This window comes from Mucilaginibacter sp. 320_HR, assembly GCF_059691875.1.
In genome coordinates this window covers 560,168-578,933 of record NZ_JCAWAI010000003.1, presented here as the reverse complement: position 1 = coordinate 578,933, position 18,766 = coordinate 560,168, and the positions used below count along the sequence as shown (strand labels likewise).

19 protein-coding genes and 1 pseudogene are annotated in these 18,766 nt (G+C 43.6%); 13 read left to right on the top strand and 7 right to left on the bottom strand.

From position 1 onward, the window contains the following. Window positions 1-141: 141 nt before the first annotated feature. From accB to porN, 10 genes are all read left to right on the top strand, one after another. A complete protein-coding gene (gene accB / locus AC59GT_RS13150; protein ID WP_497238062.1) occupies window positions 142-630 on the top strand; it encodes an acetyl-CoA carboxylase biotin carboxyl carrier protein in 489 nt (162 codons plus the stop codon). 84 nt (window positions 631-714) lie between these two features. Beyond that, window positions 715-2,049 carry an acetyl-CoA carboxylase biotin carboxylase subunit gene (accC, locus tag AC59GT_RS13145; protein WP_117383321.1) on the top strand — a complete coding sequence of 445 codons (1,335 nt, stop codon included), beginning with the start codon at window positions 715-717 and terminating at the stop codon, window positions 2,047-2,049. A gap of 74 nt (window positions 2,050-2,123) precedes the next feature. Beyond that, window positions 2,124-2,990 carry a twin-arginine translocase subunit TatC gene (tatC, locus tag AC59GT_RS13140; RefSeq protein ID WP_497238061.1) on the top strand — a complete coding sequence of 289 codons (867 nt, stop codon included), beginning with the start codon at window positions 2,124-2,126 and terminating at the stop codon, window positions 2,988-2,990. 57 nt (window positions 2,991-3,047) lie between these two features. Then, on the top strand, window positions 3,048-3,482 hold the full coding sequence (gene rpiB, locus AC59GT_RS13135) for a ribose 5-phosphate isomerase B (protein WP_497238060.1): 435 nt from the start codon (window positions 3,048-3,050) through the stop codon (window positions 3,480-3,482). A 25-nt stretch (window positions 3,483-3,507) separates the two neighbouring features. Then, window positions 3,508-5,067 carry a M28 family peptidase gene (locus AC59GT_RS13130; RefSeq protein ID WP_497238059.1) on the top strand — a complete coding sequence of 520 codons (1,560 nt, stop codon included), beginning with the start codon at window positions 3,508-3,510 and terminating at the stop codon, window positions 5,065-5,067. Window positions 5,068-5,185: 118 nt separating this feature from the next. Then, complete coding sequence (locus AC59GT_RS13125; RefSeq protein ID WP_497238058.1) at window positions 5,186-5,611, top strand: VOC family protein; 426 nt, start codon at window positions 5,186-5,188, stop codon at window positions 5,609-5,611. 6 nt (window positions 5,612-5,617) lie between these two features. Next, window positions 5,618-5,995 carry a VOC family protein gene (locus tag AC59GT_RS13120; RefSeq protein ID WP_497238057.1) on the top strand — a complete coding sequence of 126 codons (378 nt, stop codon included), beginning with the start codon at window positions 5,618-5,620 and terminating at the stop codon, window positions 5,993-5,995. A 53-nt stretch (window positions 5,996-6,048) separates the two neighbouring features. Then, a complete protein-coding gene (gene trmD, locus AC59GT_RS13115; RefSeq protein ID WP_497238056.1) occupies window positions 6,049-6,723 on the top strand; it encodes a tRNA (guanosine(37)-N1)-methyltransferase TrmD in 675 nt (224 codons plus the stop codon). Window positions 6,724-6,929: 206 nt separating this feature from the next. After that, entirely contained in the window at window positions 6,930-7,277 is a 348-nt protein-coding gene (gene rplS, locus AC59GT_RS13110; protein ID WP_117383334.1) for a 50S ribosomal protein L19, read from the top strand. 70 nt (window positions 7,278-7,347) lie between these two features. Then, a complete protein-coding gene (porN, locus tag AC59GT_RS13105; protein WP_497238055.1) occupies window positions 7,348-8,577 on the top strand; it encodes a type IX secretion system ring subunit PorN/GldN in 1,230 nt (409 codons plus the stop codon). A gap of 229 nt (window positions 8,578-8,806) precedes the next feature. On the opposite strand, the pseudogene AC59GT_RS13100 reads toward porN, so the two are convergent. The 4 genes and pseudogenes from AC59GT_RS13100 to AC59GT_RS13085 form a co-directional block, all read right to left on the bottom strand. Beyond that, a pseudogene (locus AC59GT_RS13100) lies at window positions 8,807-9,460 on the bottom strand (phosphatidylserine decarboxylase family protein); the annotation flags it as partial. Between the two features lie 36 nt (window positions 9,461-9,496). Then, window positions 9,497-10,309: a phosphatidate cytidylyltransferase gene (locus tag AC59GT_RS13095; RefSeq protein ID WP_497238054.1), complete on the bottom strand. Its 813-nt coding sequence runs from the start codon at window positions 10,307-10,309 to the stop codon at window positions 9,497-9,499. Then, window positions 10,306-10,518, bottom strand: a complete 213-nt coding sequence (locus tag AC59GT_RS13090; protein WP_117383338.1) for a putative signal transducing protein — start codon at window positions 10,516-10,518, stop codon at window positions 10,306-10,308. The genes AC59GT_RS13095 and AC59GT_RS13090 overlap by 4 nt, the downstream gene beginning before the upstream one ends. Further along, a complete protein-coding gene (locus AC59GT_RS13085; protein WP_497238053.1) occupies window positions 10,519-11,442 on the bottom strand; it encodes a CPBP family intramembrane glutamic endopeptidase in 924 nt (307 codons plus the stop codon). Between the two features lie 37 nt (window positions 11,443-11,479). Here AC59GT_RS13085 and dusB point away from each other — a divergent pair, with 37 nt between their 5' ends. Further along, window positions 11,480-12,472, top strand: a complete 993-nt coding sequence (gene dusB, locus AC59GT_RS13080) for a tRNA dihydrouridine synthase DusB (RefSeq protein ID WP_497238052.1) — start codon at window positions 11,480-11,482, stop codon at window positions 12,470-12,472. Window positions 12,473-12,517: 45 nt separating this feature from the next. Then, the gene (apaG, locus tag AC59GT_RS13075) at window positions 12,518-12,904 is read left to right on the top strand and encodes a Co2+/Mg2+ efflux facilitator ApaG/CorD (RefSeq protein ID WP_117383344.1); all 387 of its coding nucleotides are present in this window, start codon (window positions 12,518-12,520) and stop codon (window positions 12,902-12,904) included. Window positions 12,905-12,969: 65 nt separating this feature from the next. Here apaG and AC59GT_RS13070 read toward each other — a convergent pair whose 3' ends face one another. Then, window positions 12,970-13,698, bottom strand: a complete 729-nt coding sequence (locus tag AC59GT_RS13070) for a zinc metallopeptidase (RefSeq protein WP_497238051.1) — start codon at window positions 13,696-13,698, stop codon at window positions 12,970-12,972. Window positions 13,699-13,803: 105 nt separating this feature from the next. Here AC59GT_RS13070 and AC59GT_RS13065 point away from each other — a divergent pair, with 105 nt between their 5' ends. Then, window positions 13,804-14,946, top strand: coding sequence for an NAD(P)/FAD-dependent oxidoreductase (locus AC59GT_RS13065; protein ID WP_497238050.1), 1,143 nt, complete (start codon window positions 13,804-13,806; stop codon window positions 14,944-14,946). Here the strand turns inward: AC59GT_RS13065 and AC59GT_RS13060 are convergent, their stop codons facing one another. Next, complete coding sequence (locus tag AC59GT_RS13060) at window positions 14,947-16,302, bottom strand: UDP-N-acetylmuramoyl-tripeptide--D-alanyl-D-alanine ligase (RefSeq protein ID WP_497238049.1); 1,356 nt, start codon at window positions 16,300-16,302, stop codon at window positions 14,947-14,949. After that, a complete protein-coding gene (recQ, locus tag AC59GT_RS13055) occupies window positions 16,299-18,443 on the bottom strand; it encodes a DNA helicase RecQ (RefSeq protein ID WP_497238048.1) in 2,145 nt (714 codons plus the stop codon). The genes AC59GT_RS13060 and recQ overlap by 4 nt, the downstream gene beginning before the upstream one ends. Window positions 18,444-18,766: the final 323 nt, after the last annotated feature.

Genomic DNA, 18,766 nt, shown 5'->3' with positions numbered 1-18,766 from the left:
GTAAAGAATTATACAAACAATATTGCTTATTAAGTAATTATATCAATTGCACATAGCCCCGGCTTTTGCTGGTTTGCACATGTGCATATTAACATATACCTTAGCTTTTTAACTTTCATCCGCAACCAATTATCTGTAAACATGGATATTAAACAAATTCAGGATCTTATACGCTTTGTTTCCAAATCTGGTGTAAACGAAGTTTCTATCGAACAAAAAGACTTTAAGATCACGATCAAAACCAACGAACCTGCCCCAACGGTGGTTAATGCTACTATCCCTACAGCTCCGGCTATTGCAGCGCCACAGGCGGCCGCGTTACCTGCAGCAGTTCCGGCAGCGGCACCAACAACAACCGAGCATGTTGCGGCGGTAACAGATACCACTAACTACATCACTGTAAAGTCGCCAATGATTGGCACTTTCTATCGTTCAGCATCACCAGAGAAACCTTTGTTTGTTAATGTTGGCGATGAAATAAGCACAGGAACAGTACTTTGCATTATAGAAGCAATGAAATTGTTTAACGAGATTGAGTCAGAAGTATCGGGCCGTATAGTTAAAGTGCTTGTAGACAACGCTTCTCCGGTAGAATACGACCAGCCTTTGTTTTTAGTAGAACCTAAGTAATTTTGCTGATTTCAACGATTAAAATGATTTCACCGATTCGATCTGTGTAATTGGAGCAATCGTTGCAATCTTAAAATCAAGATCATGTTTAAAAAGATACTCATAGCTAACCGTGGTGAAATTGCCCTGCGAATTATTCGCACCTGTAAAGAAATGGGCATCAAAACCGTAGCTGTATATTCAACCGCCGATCGGGAAAGCCTGCATGTGCGTTTTGCAGATGAAGCTGTATGTATTGGCCCGCCGGCAAGCCGCGACTCTTATCTGAACATACCTAACATTATCTCTGCGGCGGAGCTTACCAACGCAGATGCTATACATCCGGGCTATGGCTTCTTGTCTGAAAATGCTAAGTTTTCAGCCATATGCGCCGAATACAACATCAAGTTTATTGGGGCTACTGCAGCACAAATAAACGCAATGGGCGATAAAGCTTCCGCTAAAGAAACCATGAAGAAAGCGGGTGTGCCAACTATCCCTGGTTCCGAAGGCTTACTTAGCGACATTAAACAAGGCATAACCATTGCCAATAAAATTGGTTATCCGGTTATATTGAAAGCTACAGCAGGTGGCGGTGGCCGCGGTATGCGTGTAGTTTGGAAGGATGCTGATTTTGAAAGCGCCTGGGACAGTGCACGTGCCGAATCAGGAGCTGCCTTTGGTAACGATGGCTTATATATGGAAAAGTACGTGGAAGATCCACGTCACATTGAAATACAGGTTGTTGGTGACCAATACGGTAAAGTCTGCCATTTATCAGAACGCGACTGCTCTATACAGCGTCGTCATCAAAAGTTAGTAGAGGAAGCGCCGTCTCCTTTCATGACCGAAAAGCTTCGCAAAAAAATGGGCGATGCAGCAATTAAGGGTGCAAAGGCAGTTAAATATGAGGGTGCCGGAACAGTAGAGTTTTTGGTTGATAAGAACAGAAATTTCTACTTTATGGAAATGAACACCCGTATACAGGTGGAGCACCCGGTTACGGAAGAGGTGATCAACTTCGACCTTATCAAAGAACAAATCAAGGTGGCTGCCGGCATTCCAATCTCAGGTAAAAACTATGAGCCTAGCATGTGCGCTATTGAATGCCGTATTAATGCGGAAGACCCTGCCAACAACTTCCGTCCGTCTCCTGGTAAAATAACCAACTTCCATTCACCGGGTGGACATGGCGTGAGGGTAGACACGCATGTATACAGCGGCTATACAATCCCGCCCAACTATGATTCTATGATAGCAAAGGTTATTTGCGTTGCACAAACACGCGAAGAAGCGCTATCTACCATGGAACGTGCCTTAAGTGAATTTGTGATTGAAGGGATTAAAACCACCATTCCATTCCATTTAAAGCTGTTAAAAGATCCTAACTTCCGTGCGGGTAACTTCACTACCAAGTTTATGGAAACGTTCGATTTTTAATACTCACACCTTTTCAGGATAAATTATAATGAAAGTATCATTCCTTCGTTCAGGAATGATACTTTTACACACCAATGAGCGATAACAAATTAATAAAGGCAATTAAGGAAAAGGGCCAAACCATGGAGGCCGAAATGTCATTCTTCGATCACCTCGAAGAACTCCGGTGGCATTTAATCCGTTCTGCAATTGCTATTGTTATTTTCACTATTGGAGCTTTTTATTTCTACGATTTTATTTTTGATACCATAATTTTAGGTCCAAGCCGGCCTAACTTTTGGACTTATCGCATGCTTTGCAAGCTTGGCGATTTGCTTCACAGCGATGGTTTTTGTATCAATAAAATCAACATTCAGTTGATCAATACCGAAATGGCCGGTCAGTTCACACTGCAGGTTAACTCGGCTTTGCTGATTGGTATTACATTAGGCTTCCCTTACCTGTTGTGGGAGGTGTGGCGGTTTGTTAGACCGGCCTTACACGAAAAAGAGCGGAAAGCCGCGAGTGGCTTTGTGTTTTATGCCAGTGGATTATTTATTATCGGCATTTTGTTTGGCTACTACGTTATCACACCTGAGTCGGTAAATTTCCTATCCAGCTATACAATAAGTCCGCAGATCCAGAACCTGTTTGACATGGACTCTTACCTGTCATCCGTAGCAACGCTTACTTTAGCAACCGGGATTGTTTTCCAGTTACCAATACTTGTCTATATACTCTCCAGTTTAGGAATACTTACACCAAAGTATATGAAAGCTGGTCGTCGCTATGCAGTAGTGGTAATACTTATTGTCTCTGCAATTATTACCCCTACTCCGGATATGCTTACCATGACTATAGTAAGTATTCCGCTGTTCATTCTTTACGAAGTAGGCATTGTAGTAGCAGGTGTTGTTGAAAAACGCAAATTAAAACGCGTGCAAGAAGACGGTCTCGCCTAGTCAGTTCCTAACAAAATATTTACGTTTGTCCTTGTATAAAAAGTATACATTTGGATAATGAACTCCGGAATTAAAATTGCAATAGGTGCCGATCATGCCGGCTATGAGTACAAGCAGGCTATACAGGCCATGTTCCCAGAAATTGAATTCAAAGATTTTGGTACCCACTCGGTAGAATCTGCTGATTACCCGGATTTTGCACATGCTGTGGCTTCTGCAGTGGAAAGCGGCGAATTTACATATGGCTTTTTACTATGTGGTAGTGCGAATGGTGTAGCCATGACAGCCAACAAGCACCAGGGAATTAGGGCAGCAATTTGCTGGAAACAAGATGTAGCAGTTCCGGCACGTACGCACAATAATGCCAATGTGCTTTGTATCCCTGCAAGACATGTAAGCCTTGATGAGGCAAAGAGTATCATAGAAACCTTTTTGACAGAAGAATTTGAAGGTGGCCGTCACGCCCGTCGCGTAGATAAAATTGGCTGCTAATAGAACAATTATCAATTTAAATTAAATGAAGAAAGCATCATTATTAATGACCGCAGTTGCATTTGCAGCCAGCGCATGCGCGCAGCAGAATGCCACAGCGGTTAAGTACGGAAAACTTATTACCGCAGACGACTCTAAAAAGCATTTGAGCATTTTAGCTTCTGATGAATTTGAAGGCCGTGAAACCGGTAAGCCAGGCGCAGAGAAAGCAGCGAATTACATAGCTGGTGAGTTTAAGAAAATGGGCTTACAGGCACCTGTTAAAGGCTCATACTTTTTAGATATACCATTAGCTGAGAGCAAGTTCAATGTAAATGCTTTTAGCATCAACGGACAAACCTTTGCAAACTGGACGGACTTTTTTGTACGCGGCAGCTTCCCGGATAAAAATTTAAACGCCGCCGAGATCGTTTATGTTGGTTACGGCTCTCCGGAAGAGATAGCCGGTACCGACCTCGCAGGCAAGATCGTACTGCTCATCAACGAAGATAAGCCGGTTGCAGGTACTAAAACTAACACCAGCTATCGTGCAACACCGTCTCGTCTGGCTTTTCTGAAGGCTATACGCGAACAAAAGCCCGCACTAATCATTGGCGCAAATGGCGAGCTAAGTAATTTATTGAAGCGTTTCGGTGGCCAAAACCCAAGCGGTGGATCATCTATCGCTATCAAACGGGCGCAGGACGCCAATGCTCCAGCGCCGGTATTCAACGTAACCACTGCTGTTGCAGATGCTTTATTAAAATCGACGGGAAAAACTTACGAAGATTTAAAAACGGCAACGGCTGCAGGTAAACAAACACAAACAGTTAAAGCTGCTGTGAACGTTGCTTATGCTACCGAGTACAAGGACGTAAAAGCTGTAGATGTACTAGGATACCTGCCAGGTTCCGATGCTAAGCTTAAAGATGAAGTTTTGGTGATATCGGCACATTACGACCATATTGGTTTAGTTACTAAGCCCGGTACAACTGATAAGGTGAATAATGGTGCCGATGATGATGGCTCTGGAACTACCGGTATGCTGGAAATTGCGCAAGCTTTTGCAAAAGCCAAGAAAGATGGCAAAGGCCCAAGACGCAGTATTCTTTTCCTGGGTAACGTTGGTGAAGAAAAAGGCTTATTGGGTTCTGAATGGTACTCAGATCATCCTGTATTCCCTTTGGCTAACACCATTGCCGACCTTAACATAGACATGATCGGCCGTGTTGGTCAGGAATATTTAAACAATCCTGATTCTGCTAACTATGTTTATCCAATCGGCTCAGCAATGTTAAGCACCGAGTTGCATAAAATTGGTGAAGATGCAAACAACACGTACACCAAATTAAAGTTAGATTACAAGTATGATGATTTGAATGACCCTAACGATTTCTACCATCGTTCCGATCATTACAACTTTGCCCGCTATGGCGTGCCAATTATTTTCTACTTCAACGGTGTGCATGCTGATTACCACCAACCGGGCGATGAAGTAAGCAAGATCAATTTCCCGTTATTAGCTAAACGCGCTCAACTGGTGTTTTTTACCGGCTGGGAATTGGCTAACCGCGATACCCGCCCTGTAGTGGACGGAAAAAAATAATATACAGGTCTTAAATATTAAAAAAAGAGCGGCTTTTAGGCTGCTCTTTTTTATTGTAGGTACTTGAACGCCACGCCAAATACGTAACTTCGGAATACATCTTAATAAATAAACCCCTATGAATGTAAAGGTCTTTGAACGCCCTGTTCACCTGCATACTAAAAAAGCGAAGTTTGCCCCTGTACTTACCATCCCGAATGGTGTAACAGATGTCAGCTTTTATGAGAAAGCTTTTGGCGCTTTTGAATTACGCAGGTTTGTCAACGATGACGGGAGTGTACATGTTTCGGAGTTTATATTGGACAGCGACACATTGTTTCACCTGCACGAGTCTACAAACAAAGCGGAGCAATCTCCATCTAGCGCAGGAACAACGACGGTCATTATAGGCCTGTTTGTTGATGATGTAGATGCTGTTATGGAAAAAGCAAAAGCAGCGGGAGCAGTTATTTCTTCACCTGCACAAGATTATGATTATGGCTACCGCCAGGGAAACGTGGTAGATCCATTTGGTCACAACTGGCAAATTCAAAAAGCAATCTAATTGGATATGGAAGAACAGGAGCCAATTTTCAAACATGGCAAAATATGCTATGTAGAAATTCCCGCCCTCGACATTGAGCAGGCTATAACATTTTATAGGAAAGTATTTTCTTGGGAAATATGCACAGATAACCAGGGTAATGCCAACTTTGATGATGGGACAGGGGGAGTTAGCGGAATGTGGTTTAAAGTAGACGAGCCGGTAACTACCTCCGGAATGCGTGTTTCTATAATGGTAGATGATGCACAGCAAACTCTTGATGATATTGCCGCTGTAGGAGGATCGATAATAGAGTCGTTTGATCCCCAGTTAGATATTCCTATTGCACGCTTTGCCGATCCCAGTGGCAATGTTTGGACAATTTACCAGCATGGTAGCGAATAACTGCAAATTTCCCTCCGTTATTAAAGGGTTAGGCTTTTAACTTATCTTTGCGTATGCGCTTTGATATCATTTCTGTGTTGCCCGGTTTACTGGAAAGCCCGTTTGCTCATTCTATTTTGCAGCGTGCGCAAAAAAAAGGAATATCGGAAATAGTTGTGCACAACCTGCGGGATTATGCAGCTGGTAAGCAAAAAAGCGTAGACGATTACCCGTATGGCGGCGGAAGCGGCATGGTAATGACCATCCCTCCGTTTGCTGCATGTATAGAAAAGCTAAAGGCAGAGCGGGAATACGATGATATTATATTTATGTCGCCGGATGGTGAAACGCTCAATCAAAAAATAGCTAACCAATTATCTATAAAAAAGAACATTATTATCCTTTGTGGTCACTATAAAGGGATAGACCAACGCATACGAGATATTTATGTAACCCGGGAGGTTTCTATAGGAGATTACGTTCTTTCAGGCGGCGAGCTGCCGGCAGCCGTTTTGGTTGACGCCGTAGTGCGGCTAATTCCCGGGGTATTATCAGACGAGACATCTGCGCTTTCGGACTCGTTTCAAAATGATCTTCTTGATGCTCCTGTTTATACCCGGCCCGCCGATTGGAATGGGCACAAAGTACCAGACATACTACTGAGCGGCAATACTCCTGAAATAGAAAAGTGGCGCTTTGAACAAGCTGTAGAGAGAACTAAAGCAAGGCGGCCGGATTTGCTGGAATAAAGGCGTTTTACTATAAGAAAGACCGCTTAAATTGGAGCGTGGTTTATTGCTGTGAATACGCTGTTGCTCACGCTAATTAGTAAATAGAATGTTAGCAAAGTGATAAATGTTTAAATTTTTTAAAGTTGCTTTTTTATTTCAGAAAAAATCCCTATTATTGCACTCCGATTTTTACGGGTTAAAAGTCGCTTTAAGAGCTAAAAATCATGGATTTAGTAAAATTTGTAGAAGAGCAATCAGTAGTAAAAAATCAATTTCCCGCTTTTAAAGCAGGTGATACTGTTAGCGTACATTATAAAATTAGAGAAGGAAATAAAGAACGTGTTCAGGTTTACCAAGGTGTAGTTTTGCAACGTAACAGCGTTGGAAACAGCGAAACCTTTACTGTACGCAAAGTGTCTAACGGTATTGGTGTAGAGCGTATATTCCCTTTTAACTCACCAAACATTGATAAAATTGAGGTGAACAGCGTAGGTAAAGTTCGCCGCGCTAAATTGTACTACCTGCGTGCCCTTACCGGTAAAGCAGCCCGTATCAAATCAAAACGAGTTTAATTTACATTTTTGTATATTGAGGCCTCACTGCAACAGCAGTGGGGCTTTTTGTTTTACACGGTTGTTGCTGATGAAGAACTTTTTTAGCGTACTTAGTTTTCTATTTATCAGTGCCCTCGCTTACGGGCAAAACCTCACAGGCAAATGGCTGGGCGAACTTCCTCAAAACAATAAAGAGATAAAATTTAAGCTCGAACTGGACATCGTGCAAACAGGTAAGGAACTTACCGGATCGTCCACCTTTGTTACGGCAGATAACCATACCGTGGTGTTTGCGCTTAAAGGGAAAGTAGACGGTAAAAACATAACCCTGGATGAGTTTAAAGCTATAAGCTGCCAATGTGAAGATGGCAAGTATGAGTTTTGCCTTAAGAAAATGCGTGGCACTTTCCATGTCGACTCGCTAAAAGCAACATTCGTTATTGATGGCACCTGGACGAGTGATCTTTCCTATAACGGTAAAGAATACCTAAAAAGCGTTTGTTCTCCCGGTCTGTTTACTATCGTTCGGCCGGCCTTTATCCGACCGCTGGATGGCTATTATCGTAAGAATAACATCGCCAATTCTACTAAGGTAACCGGGTACGCCGGTATAAGGGAGGCAGATGCTGTATTTGCCAGGCGTATCTGGAGAGAGATAGATCTTTGTGAAAAAGTAAATCAATATATGGCATCTCCAAAAAGGCGGTTAATAGATGTATTGCTTTCGGCTATTGACGCCCGTGATATATTCGCCTACGATGCTGTTGACTCAAAAACCAACCCGGGAGGCGATGGCTTTATCACCAGGTTAACTGCAGAACAGGCCCGAAGTAAACTTTCCGACAGCAGCGTAGTGGATATTTTCGACAAGAAAACCGGAGATAAAATAGGGTCCAAAGTGGTTGCCGGTGAATTTAATCCAGATGAAGTAGTTAAATTTAGGCTAAAAGAGGATTGGCTGTTTGATAAGCAGCGTGGTATTTTTGAGCCAAGAATTGTTGGCATTGCACCACTTGTAAAAGTTAAAACTGTTGTAGAGTTAACAAATGCCGAATATCAGCCTGCGTTTTGGATATACTTTCCAGAGGCACGCAGCGTGTTGGCCACTAAAGAAGCCATAAACCGTAATAACGATGCAACTGGGTTAAGCTACGATGATGTATTTATGAAGCGATTATTCAGCAGCTACATTGTAAAACAAAGCAACGATAAGGATGAACGCATACGCGATTATACTCAAGGAGTAGACAGGCTGTATGAGTCTGACCGTATAAAGAAGAACCTAATGAACTGGGAGCTTGGACTGTGGGCTTACTAGTCAAATGCTTACTCTAACTTCACTCTTTCTTTTTAGGTCTTGCAAATCTCTCTCTCGGTGGCCTTTTAGCCTGCGGTTCTTTGCGGGTTTTAGCGGGTGCTTCATGTTCTACAACCATCGTCGGCTCGCCATGTTCGTTAGATAATTCAGCCTCAACTGGGTTAACAAAATTGGGGATTTCTACTACGTCGGGCACTTCGTCAATATCAATAAAGTTGCCTACAGTTGGCAATTCTGCAAGTACGGTGCGGCCACCTTTTACAACATCATTTATGTTGACGTTCACTTTAGAGTTGAGCGGAAGAAAAATATCCACCCGCGAACCAAATTTAATAAAACCGAACTGGTGGCCTTGTAATACCTCGTCGCCTTGTTTTACATACCAAACTATACGCCTGGCCAGCGCGCCTGCAATCTGACGGAACAGTACGGCTACACCTTCGCTATTCTCCGTAACTATAGTGGTACGCTCGTTCTCGGTAGAAGATTTAGGATGCCATGCAACCAAATACTTTCCAGGGTGATATTTAAAGTACTTTATAACGCCGCTGATTGGGTTACGGTTGATGTGTACGTTAATTGGCGACATGAATACAGATATCTGTATACGTTTATCTTTAAAGAATTCAGTTTCTTCTGTTTCTTCAATAACAACTACTTTCCCATCTGCAGGGCAAAGCACTTGTGTCTCTGCAGCATTTATAGCAAGTATAGGGCTGCGGAAGAATTGTAATATGATGAAGAACAGCATTGCCGATAAGATATACACGATCCATTTAATGGTGTGCGCGTCCGGAAAGTAAAACTGAAGTAACGCGTTCACTATAAAAATGAAAAGCACGCATAAGGCTATTGAGGTGTACCCCTCTTTATGAATCGTCATTTATTATATGGTCTTATGTGGTTATCTATTACAAAGTTAAGGTTTCACAACAAAGTATAGGTAAGTATATACAATTGGTGCAGCTATTAAGAGTCCGTCGAAGCGGTCGAGCAATCCGCCGTGACCCGGCAGTATACCGCCAGAATCTTTTATGTTGATACTTCTCTTAAACATTGACTCCACCAGGTCGCCCAAAGTGCCAAAGCAGCCGATAATTATCCCTACCGACATCCATTGCTTCCACTCCAATTCTGTAAAGTAGCGGCTTAATACATAGCCTACCAAAGCAGCGATTACAACGCCACCTATAAAACCTTCCCATGTTTTTTTAGGTGAGTGTCGTTCAAAAAGCTTAGTACGGCCAAAAGCACGGCCCACTAGGTATGCGCCGGTGTCGTTAGACCAAAGCATCAGCAGGAAGCCCAGCGGGAAGTGAAAATTAAAGCCACCCTGTACGTATGCCAATGCATGAAAGAACGTAAACGGCAAGCATACCAATATTAAACCCAGTAACGTGTATGCTATATTGTTAAACGGAGATACTGAAATTTTGAACAATTCGGCTATGAAAACGCCGCTAATACTAAACGTGAGCAGTAAAGACAGTTTGTAAGCTAATGGATTGTTGTTGTATGTAATAAACGCAAACACGCCGTAAATAAATGCGGCATTAACAAACCCTGCCAGGCGGTTAGGTTCTATACCACTTTTAATGTTCAGTCCGTAAAACTCGTGCAGGCAGAGCAGAGTGAGTATAAGGTAAAAAGCCCCGAAGGTGTAATGGCCCAAAAGTACCGAGGCAAGCATTACAATTATAAAAAAGAAGCCTGTGATGGCGCGTGTCTTCATGTATTAATTTGATTCAGTATCATCAGCTCAATGGCTTCGCTAAAGTCCTCCTTGTGAATGTAAACCTCTATATCGCCAAAAGCCTGATGCGACGATGCTTGCCTGTTGAGCAAAACAGCGTCAATATGGTGCCCGGTAAGCATCTGCTTAACAATTTCTGACTGATAAAAGTTGGATGAGGTAAAAATCTTAACCCAATTCTTTTCCATTTAGTTCAGTGCCGGCTTTTTGCCCTGGGCAACGTTCTTATAAACTACCAGCAAAAGTATAACAATTATCAGGCTAAATAAATAGCCCGGCGCATTAAAAGTATGCGAGTCGTCGGGGTTTAGCTTAATTTTCTTGTGCTGAAATAAATATGTTACAATAACAGCCGTTCCGTTATTAATAAAATGGGCCCAAACAGCAGGCCACATACTGCCGCTGTATGCCACAAAGTAGCCAAATAAACCACCGAGCAGCATGCGGGGTAAAAACCCGAAAAATTCCATGTGGAACGCGCTGAACAACGCTGCCGTTATCCATATAGCTGCATGAGTATTGCCGGTCCATTTTAGCATAATAGTCTGCAGCACCCCTCTAAACATGAACTCCTCGGCAATAGCAGTAAGTAAGCCTACCAGGAACAGGTTCTTCAGCATATCACCTATACTATCCATTCTCAGTATAGCTTTGGTAAGCTTTTGTGCCTGTTGCTCGCTGCTGCGCATCCAGTCTTCAATACCCTTTAAAAATTTGGGCAACACCATTTGTTGATTGATGTTGCTAAGTGCCTCTACCAACGGTGCCGAAATCAGCATAACAACAAAAACTATTATCATTAACAACCAGGGAAACTGTACGGTAGGTTTAAGATAAGTTGTAGTGTCTTTAGCTGAAAACCGGGCAAATATTACCGGGGCTATAAAAAGTGGAAATGTGGTGCTAATGATTTGCAGCAGGTATAAGGCTCGGGTTGAGTCCGGATCCGAGAAGTCCATTCGGCTTATCTGCATTACCGGCGCCATGCCGTAAATAGCTGCTACAATACCAAGCGCTATAAAGTTAAAAAGTAGTACAATGCCTATTGACATCAGCGTAAATATCAAAAATTGAAGTGCCGGTGACTGTTGATTATCAGCGCTTTTTACCATTTAGCGTATTTTTCGTTATTTTGCACGAATATAATCTATGTCGGTACAAATTGGAAATATTGATCTGGGCGAATTCCCGCTGCTGCTAGCACCTATGGAAGATGTGAGCGATCCGCCTTTCAGGTATGTGTGTAAGCAAAACGGCGCGGATATGATGTACACCGAGTTTATCTCTTCGGAGGGATTGATACGTGACGCAGCGAAGAGTCGGCAAAAGCTGGATATATTTGAATATGAACGCCCGATAGGCATCCAGATATTTGGCAGTGATATTGAGCACATGCGCGAGGCTACCGAGATCGCCACGCAGGCAAAGCCCGATTTAATGGACATAAATTATGGCTGCCCTGTTAAACAGGTAGCATGTCGTGGTGCCGGCGCAAGCTTGCTACAGGATGTTGATAAAATGGTAGCCATGACCAAAGCCGTTGTGGAGGCTACACATTTGCCGGTAACTGTGAAAACAAGGCTGGGATGGGACGATAACACCAAGAATGTATATGAAGTAGCCGAGCGCCTGCAGGATGTTGGCATTAAAGCGCTTACTATACACGGGCGTACCCGATCTCAGATGTATAAAGGAGAGGCCGATTGGCGTTTAATACGCGATATCAAGAAGAACCCAAGGATACAAATCCCCATTTTTGGTAACGGTGATATTGATTCTCCTGAAAAGGCTGCGGCATGGCGCATGGAGTACGAAGTAGATGGAATGATGATTGGTCGTGCAGCTATTGGATATCCATGGATCTTCAGGGAGATAAAACACTTCTTCAAAACCGGCGAGTACCTTGATAAGCCTACAATAGCTGAGCGTATAGACGTTTGCCGTACGCATCTTATTAAATCAATGGAGTGGAAGGGGCCAAGAACAGGTATTTTTGAGATGCGCCGCCATTATAGCAATTACTTTAAAGGCGTGCCTGACTTTAAAGAATTTAGGATGAAACTTGTTACGGCTGCAACCGTAGAAGAAATAGAGGAGATATTGGCCGAGGTAGATAAAAAATATGCCTTAGAGATGGCTTAATATTTGTTTCCATCGTATATATTTGACACAAAGAGATTTATCACAATGGCTACTACAATAACTGAAGGTGTTAAAGTTTCAGTTGAAACAATATACCAACCCGAATACTCTAACCCTGCTAACGATCATTTTATGTTCGCTTACCGGGTTGTTATTGAAAATTTGGGTAATTACGCCGTTCGCCTCATTAGCAGGCACTGGCATATTTTTGATTCTAACGGGGCCAAGCGCGAAGTAGAAGGGGAGGGTGTTGTAGGCCTGCAGCCAATAATTGAGCCTGGCAACTCTCACGAATACGTATCCGGCTGCAATTTAAAAACAGATATGGGCAGCATGAAGGGAGAGTATCAAATGGAGCGTTTGCTCGATCATTCACTATTTAACGTACAAATACCCGAATTTTATCTGATAGCTCCTTACAGGTATAATTAAATATAATAATTAAAATAAAAGGCTGCCTGATTACTCAGGCAGCCTTTTATTTTTTACCACATGTGTTAATCTCTTCTATTACTCAGAAAGGATGCATAGTATACCAATGTTGCCAGCGAGCCCAGTGCCGCAACTACATACGTCATTGCGGCCCACCAAAGCGCATCTTCGGCCTGTGTGTGCTCATTGCTGGTTTGCATTACTGTGTAATTGTTATTTAACCATGCCAGTGCACGATTGCTGGCGTCAAATTCTACTGGCAGGGTAATAAAGCTAAACAGTGTTACTAACGCCAGCGCCGCTACTCCAATTGCCAGCACGTATGGACTACCGGAAAAAATTAGCAGCATCACGCCTATCATTATAGTCCATTGTGTAAGGGTTGATGCCACGTTGACAACAGGTACCAGCGCCGAACGAAGGCTGAGCCAACTGTAAGCTTTTGCATGTTGTACAGCATGCCCGCACTCGTGAGCGGCTACTGCTGCAGCTGCAACGCTGCGGCTGTGGTAAACATCCGGACTAAGATTAACAGTTTTATCTGCAGGGTTGTAGTGGTCAGTAAGTTGGCCTTCAACCGATATAACGCGAACATCGTAAATGCCGTTGTCTTTTAGCATACGCTCTGCAACGTCTTTCCCCGACAAGCCCGAAAGCAGGGGCATTTCTGAGTACTGCCTAAACTTACTTTTAAAGCGCATTTGCACGAAGAAACTGATGAGTGCGACAACAATCATGAGCAGCCAGGCAGAGCCTGGTGCTATAAAAGCTAGTATGAATGATAAGTTTAACATTGCTCTATATTTATTAAGGGATGTATTTCAAAAAGTATTCCATCTTAAAGGAAGAAGCCCAAGTGCTGCTTAGCTTTGTGCTTTTACCTTTTATATTTGATGAGTATGGATGGGGCAAACTTTTCTTATTGGGAGCGTACGGCTTTTACTGGCAATGCAGATGTTATTGTAATTGGCAGCGGGCTGGTTGGCTTAAGTGCCGCCTTGCAGCTAAAGCAATGCGAACCTGAGATGAAGGTGTTGGTGCTGGAAAGAGGTTTTTTGCCAAGCGGCGCTAGTACAAAAAATGCTGGTTTTGCGTGTTTCGGGACGGTTTCTGAACAATTAGAAGCTTTAAAGCATGCTCCGGAGGAAGAGGTGGCCCGCTTAGCGGCTTACAAATGGAAGGGGTTACATCGTTTAAGAGAAAATCTGGGAGATGCCAATATAGACTTCCAGCAGCATGGGGGAAACGAGATATTTTTTGCTGAACAAAAGAGCCATGCAGAAGAATGCATAGATAAAATTAGCTTGTTAAATAACTTGCTAAGGAATGCCATTGGCGCTACTGACATTTATTCAGTTGCTAACGGAAAAAATGCTGATTTTGGCATAAAAGGCGTAAGCCACATGATCCACAACCCGTTTGAGGGACAGCTACATAGCGGGAAAATGATGCGCACATTGCTTAACCGGGTTTATGCTAAAGATATTCTGGTACTAAATAATTGTGAGATCAATACGATTGATGAGGACGGTAGCGGCATTTCACTGCAAACCTCATCTGGTTTATTTAAGTCAACCAAAGTCATAGTAGCTACAAACGCGTTTGCCAGCCAACTTTATCCGGAACTGGACGTAGTGCCCGGCCGGGGCCAGGTATTAGTTACAAAGCCGGTACAAGGCTTAAAACTAAAAGGGACCTATCACTTCAACGAAGGATACTACTATTTTCGCAATATAGACGGGCGTGTGCTGTTTGGTGGTGGTCGTAACCTCAACTTTAAAGATGAAGAGACACACCAGTTTGGCCATACGAATGTTGTGCGCCAAAGCTTGCTAACCTATTTGAAAGATAACATCCTTCCCGATCAATCGTTTGAGGTGGAGCAATGGTGGAGTGGTATTATGGGGTTTGGTAGCGATATAAGCCCAATAGTAAAGCAAGTAAAGCCTAACGTTTTCTGCGCGGTTAGGTGCAATGGCATGGGAGTAGCCATGGGCAGCCTGCTTGGTGAAGAAGTTGCCGATCTGCTACTCAAAAGCTGATTACAATAATGCTATCAATCGCTCCAGCGCCATTCCCCTCGAACCCTTGATTAGAACAGTAGCATTAGTTATTGGATTGCTCTTCAATCCCGCAATAGCATCTTCAGCGGTTAAATAGAAAGTGCTGCTAGCTATTCCTGCCCCGTTGACTTCTGTTTGCTGGCTAGCAAAATCTTGGCCGATGAAAATACGTTCCTGTACATCTGCGTCGAGGGCCTTCTTAATTACTGCTATATGTTCTGCAGCCGATTCTTCGCCCATTTCAAACATGTCTCCCAAGATAAGTACTTTGCGCGCACCTGCCATCTTATCTAAATTGTCAATGGCCACAAACATGCTGCTGGGGTTGGCATTGTACAGATCGCAGATAAGGGTATTGGTTGCAGTTTGCATTACTTGCGACCGATTGTTTGTAGGGTGATAGCCTGCAATGCCATCGTTTATCTCGGCAGCACTCATTCCAAATGTTGCTCCTATGCAAATGGCGACCAGTATATTATCTATATTATATGCACCAGTAAGGTTAGATGCAATGGTAAAGCTTTCACCACAAAACTTGTCCGCCCACTCTACTACCAAAAATGGCGAATTGTCAACCAGCTTACCACTTATAAGGTTTCTTTCGTCATCGTTTTTGCCGTAGTAAATTGCATTGGTGAGTCCACGCTCTTGCTGCATAGCTAGCAAGGTGGTGTCATCGCTGTTTATAAAGGCAATTCTTTGCTTATCGTTGGTGTCCTCCGGCTGCATGTTGGCGAGGTAATCGTACATCTCGCCTTTTCCTTTCTTCACACCTTCTACACCACCAAATCCTTCAAGGTGCGCCTTACCCACATTTGTTATCAACCCGTGAGTTGGCTGGGTTATGGTACACAAAAACGCAATCTCTTTTTGGTGATTAGCCCCCATTTCTACTATGGCCATCTCATGAGCAGTACTAATGCTCAATAATGTTAAAGGTACCCCAATGTGGTTGTTAAGATTGCCGATTGTAGCAAGCGTCTTATATCGCTGCGACAAAACAGCGTTTATTAACTCTTTGGTGGTAGTTTTCCCGTTGCTGCCGGTGAGCGCTATTACAGGTATATCTAACAAGCTGCGATGATAAGCCGCAAGTTGCTGCAACGCAGTTAAACCATCTTCAACTAAAAGGTACCTTTCGTCTAAAGCATACTCCGGGTTGTCAATCACAACGTAGGCGGCGCCTGCTTCTATAGCTTTCTCAGCGAAGGTATTGGCGTCAAACTTATCACCTTTAAGCGCGAAGAACAAACTGCCGGGTGCTATCTTCCGCGTGTCTGTACTAATAACAGGGTGCCGTTGGTATATAGCGTATAGGTCTGGTATGGTTATCATAATTGCGCTGCTTTAAATTTGTAATAAGCCACAACGGCCTTAATTTCAGAGTATGTATAATCATCGCCTAAAGCTTCTTTTAATGGAGCAAGGCGCTCATTTCCATAACTATCTATTGCGTCCTTAATGGCTGGTATTTTATTCTCATCAACAAATGTATGTACATCAAGTTCGCCTGTTTGTATAAAATTAGTAAGGTGCGATTCTATCGTAACAGGAGAGAGGCTTCTTGCAGAAGCTATTTCGGCCACGGTGTTGCCAAGCCGAAAAAGTTCCAGGCTTACTTTAGCCGTTTCGGGAACCTTGTCAGCTTTAGGTTTACGGATAGGTTTTGCCGCTTTCAAGTTAATGCGCGACTCTAGTCCGTTTGCTTTACTGTAGCCAGTTATTACCTGCAGAAACTCTCTGCCGTATCTTGCCAGTTTAATATCTCCAAAGCCGGAGATCTGCCTCAGTTCCTCCATTTTTTGCGGCAGGTAGGTCGCCATCTCTTGCAAACCGGCATCAGAAAGGATAATGTATGGTGCTACGTTTTCCAACTGCGCCATGTCGTAACGCATTTTCCTCAGATCGGCCAGGAGCTGTGGCTCAAAATCCAGCGTAGCTGCATCACGTTCTTCGATGGTTTGGGAAGAGATAAGCTCCACTCTCTCAACGCCCTTCAACACTAATTCACTCTTGGGAGTAAGTTTCAAGGATACGTACTCATCATCAGTAACGCGTAAATAACCCTGTGCTATAAGTTCACGCATATAGCGTTGCCAGTCGGCTTTGCTGATATCCGCACCTGCGCCGTAGGTTTTAAGTTGTTTGTGCTCCTCCCGGATCTTTTCGGCTTTTGAGCCGCGAAGAAAATCAATAATATAGTTTATCCCGAAACGCTCCTTCAACCTGACCACGGCAGATAGAGCTTTTTGTGCGATGAGTGTACCGTCAAAAGTTTCAAATTCACTGAAGCAATAATCGCAGGAGCCGCAATTATCGGGGAACTGCTCATCAAAATAGTTGAGTAAATACTGGCGACGGCAGGCATGCAGCTGACAGTAGTTTACCATATCATCCAGTTTCTTAAGCATTATGGCGCTTTGCTGCGGATTGTCTTCCACCATTGCAAAACGCTTTAGCTTTACTGCATCGCCGGGTGAATACAGCAGCAGGGCGTCTGATGCAAGTCCGTCCCTACCTGCGCGGCCGGTTTCCTGGTAGTAGCCCTCGATGTTCTTCGGCAGATCGGCATGCACCACGTAACGCACGTTAGATTTATTAATACCCATTCCGAAGGCAATCGTGGCTACCATTATCCTGATATCGTCCCGCAGGAATGCCTCCTGGTTCCTGGCTTTTAGCTCATTGGTAAGCCCGGCATGGTAGGCTTCTGCTGCAAAGCCTGCACGTTTAAGGTCATCGGCAAGTTCTTCGGTAGATTTACGCGAAAGACAGTAAATAATACCGGACTCTTCCCGTCGCTCGTTCAGGAAGTTGGTAAGCTGCTGCAGGCTGTTCTTTTTTGGGATGACGCGATACGTTATGTTCTCGCGGTTGAAAGAGGAAACAAAAACCGCAGGATGGTTCAGGTTAAGTTTATCAAGAATGTCTTTCTGCGTTAGCTTGTCCGCGGTAGCGGTAAGGGCAATTACAGGCACATCCGGAAACTCCGTTTTCAAACCTGCAAGCATAAGGTACTCCGGCCTAAAATCGTGGCCCCACTGCGATATACAATGCGCTTCGTCAATAGCTATTTGTACAACGTTAAGCGTCTTTAAAAAAGTCATTAACCTGCTTTCGGCACCAAACAAACGTTCCGGCGCTACGTACAGCAGCCGCAGTTGATTGTTTTGCAGCTGCAGCGCTATATCACGTTGCTCCTCCGGCGATTGGCTGGAGTTGAGGAACGCGGCAGGTATACCGCTTAGGTTAAGGCTGTCTACCTGGTCCTTCATTAGGGCGATAAGTGGCGAAATGACCACCGTTAACCCGTTTAGCAGCACTGCCGGCAACTGGTAGCAAATAGATTTACCACCACCCGTGGGCATTAACACCATTACATCGCGCTTATCCAGCACATGGTTAATAATGGCTTCCTGTGAATGCCTGAACTGTGTGTACCCGAAATATTTTTGAAGCGCTGCTAAAGGTTCCATTTGCCGTTACAAATGTGCATTTTTTTGGAAGCATTGCTGCAAACCTGTTTACCGCAAAGTGTTTCGGTTGAAAGCGAAACACTCCGAAACACCTCTATTACGCATATTGCTGATAACTAGGTACTTGTGTTTGTAAGCGAAACAGACCGAAACAGTATAAAAACTTGAGAAAGGCCTTATAAGAGGCTATTTACTAAGCTGATATATCAAATACATTAAATTTCAACCTTGCGGTGAATTGATGAAAAGCGAAACAGTTTTGAAACACCCTAATGATATACCCATGACTTCTGCCTGAATAAATTGCGTGTCTTTAAAAAATG